Below are 215 nucleotides of genomic sequence, written 5' to 3' on the forward strand. Positions count from 1 at the left end.
ATATAAGCAAGCTTTTTAGCATGAGGTGACGGTGTAGGCCTAATTGCGCCGCCCATAACATCGATTATGGTTTCTATTTCGCCCGTTTCTCGGTCGTAACGTTTAATTTTATATATGCCCGCTACAGAATCCTTTGAGTAATGAAAGGTTTTACCGGGTGTTGCTTCATGCGAAAAATAAACATAACGACCATCAGGTGAAAACATAGGCTCACC

At 41.9% G+C, this 215-nt stretch carries 1 protein-coding gene; it reads right to left on the bottom strand.

Features of this window, described 5'->3' with window-relative positions:
• Positions 1-215: hypothetical protein (locus tag V6260_RS19150; RefSeq protein WP_341595616.1), on the bottom strand; the 215-nt coding region annotated here is incomplete at both ends.

The sequence above is a fragment of the Pseudoalteromonas aliena genome (assembly GCF_038155085.1).
Lineage (GTDB): Bacteria > Pseudomonadota > Gammaproteobacteria > Enterobacterales > Alteromonadaceae > Pseudoalteromonas > Pseudoalteromonas aliena_A.